At 44.0% G+C, this 1,947-nt stretch carries 4 protein-coding genes and 1 pseudogene; all 5 read left to right on the forward strand.

Annotated elements, in window-relative coordinates:
• Window positions 1-97: DUF1456 family protein (locus BZG79_RS16240; RefSeq protein WP_199878003.1), on the forward strand; the 97-nt coding region annotated here is incomplete at its 5' end.
• A 168-nt stretch (window positions 98-265) separates the two neighbouring features.
• On the forward strand, window positions 266-679 hold the full coding sequence (locus tag BZG79_RS14940) for a hypothetical protein (RefSeq protein ID WP_077774801.1): 414 nt from the start codon (window positions 266-268) through the stop codon (window positions 677-679).
• A 45-nt stretch (window positions 680-724) separates the two neighbouring features.
• The gene (locus BZG79_RS14945; RefSeq protein WP_077774802.1) at window positions 725-1,411 is read left to right on the forward strand and encodes a GNAT family N-acetyltransferase; all 687 of its coding nucleotides are present in this window, start codon (window positions 725-727) and stop codon (window positions 1,409-1,411) included.
• Between the two features lie 83 nt (window positions 1,412-1,494).
• Window positions 1,495-1,626, forward strand: a complete 132-nt coding sequence (locus BZG79_RS16960; RefSeq protein WP_277919872.1) for a hypothetical protein — start codon at window positions 1,495-1,497, stop codon at window positions 1,624-1,626.
• A gap of 56 nt (window positions 1,627-1,682) precedes the next feature.
• Window positions 1,683-1,947: pseudogene (locus tag BZG79_RS14950) on the forward strand (RimJ/RimL family protein N-acetyltransferase); the annotation flags it as partial.

Here is a 1,947-nt window from a genome sequence, read left to right on the forward strand (position 1 = left end):
GCACTATAAAGAGTGCAAAGACCAAGTGCTGCGAAACTTCTTATCAGGCCTCCAGCGTCAGTTACGTCCAAGTAGTGACCAATTCGATGTAGAATAAGCGATAACACTGTCAAATAGCTTCCTCATCTGCGTGCCTAGCAGCATGAGGATGACTATTTACCAGAAACACGTATAAAAGGATTTCGCTCCCTGCTGTCGCCGGACGCTCGTTCCTCGCGCCACTTATTGCGGGCATTTTCTATGTCAGGGAAGATCGAGAGATTAAATGAAAATTAAGCATTTATCTGTTAACTCATGCCGACCGAAGCGTAGCTCGGAGATTTTAGCTGAGCTGACAAATGGTGAGGCTAAAGCATTTCCTTCAAAGACGATGACTGGTGCATGGATGTGTGTTTGGAGCGAGAGTGATAACGAACTAATAGAGCTCATTCCAGTGCAGTATAAATTGACGTTTGGCGACTTAGCTGCAATTTATGAAGAGCAAGGTGAAAAGCAGAACTTTCATGCTTCTCACTTTATGCTCGAAGCAAACAAAACGGTAGATGAGTTAGTTGCGATAGCAGAGAACTATCAATTAACTTATCGATTTAGAAAACACTTTGGCGGTCCTTTGTATGAGATTTGGCTAGAAGATGGCCTGCTAGTTGAATTTTGGTCTGCCGAAATTTCAAAACTTTAAGTGTCGCGTAGCCGGCACTTTTGACTAAGTATGGAGTAAAAAGCGATGGATAGCATTGATAAATCTTGGCTTGCGCGTTTGGGCGTGAGTCATATTGAGAGCAATTATATTTTCACTGGTTGTGAATACTATAAACGAGGCGGCGAAGAGGATTTAGCGTTTCTGTATGCGTCTGATAACCTGACACTGGTCAGCTGCAATGAAGACGTTCGCACACATCTAGAAAAATCTAAGCTGCGATCGCTACATGACTATATTGACGATGTGAACTCTCAAGCGTTTGAGATCTGTATTGATGATATTGACTATTATCTATCAGGTCATGTTTGTGACGCTAAATCAAAGGTAGAGGTTGTTCAGCTCACGCTGGACGCCCATCGGGAGCACATCGAACAATTTATTACAGGGTTTGATGAGGAAGAATTATTTAAAGCGGATTTTAGTCTGGACTCAGACTATTTCTATATGGCATATCTGGAAGGTCAGCCTGTTGGGATCATTGCATCATATTGTGGTGTCGAGCCCTTTGAATCGCTGTCTATCTTAGTGACACCAAACTGTCGTCAGCGCGGTGTCGGCAAGGCACTGATTTCAAGGTGGGTCAAAGAGGTTGAAAAGAGGGGACGTGTCGCCCGATATCGTGCCAACCGGGAAAATATTGCCTCTCGACGCCTTTGCGAGTCGTTAGGCTTCGTTGCTCACAGCCATATTCAAATACTGGCAGAACTATGAGTAGCGGCAACGACCCAATACGCATTGGTGGAGTTATCGCAATATGATAAGTGGGAGAGGCGTTTGTACCTTACGTGCGCGAAATGCCATCAGGTGAGGTAGGCACAAGAATGTGGCGAGAGCTATGGATTGTCGAAGGCTGTGGTGACACCTATCCGATAAAACTTCGCTTTCAGGAGGCGGGAACGGGCGCCGCGGATTGGACGATTGAATAAACTGCACTGAAAATAATGAATGTCGACAATTGTGTCGCATTGATAATGAGGAAAAGATGTTTACATTGGATGTTAATCGTGACCTAAAACTAGAACTTATCAATACACGCTTTGCGCCGATTTATCTGGATATCGTTACCCGCGATCAGGAGTATTTAAGCCAATGGTTAGTGTGGCCACCGCATGCTCATGATGAAGCGTTCTTTTTGAGCTTTGTTAAAAAATCCCTTAACGACTATGCAGAAGGTAAATCATTGGTATGTGGCATTATTTATCAGGGTCAGTTGGTAGGCAATGTGAGTTACAACACTATCAATCAGT

This window comes from Salinivibrio sp. MA427 (assembly GCF_001996115.1).
In the GTDB taxonomy this organism is placed as follows: Bacteria; Pseudomonadota; Gammaproteobacteria; order Enterobacterales; family Vibrionaceae; genus Salinivibrio; species Salinivibrio costicola.

Coding starts and splice junctions, on each gene's coding strand:
- BZG79_RS14940 (WP_077774801.1), top strand. CDS start 266: ATGAAAATTAAGCATTTATCTGTTAACTCATGCCGACCGAAGCGTAGC.
- BZG79_RS14945 (WP_077774802.1), top strand. CDS start 725: ATGGATAGCATTGATAAATCTTGGCTTGCGCGTTTGGGCGTGAGTCAT.
- BZG79_RS16960 (WP_277919872.1), top strand. CDS start 1,495: ATGCCATCAGGTGAGGTAGGCACAAGAATGTGGCGAGAGCTATGGATT.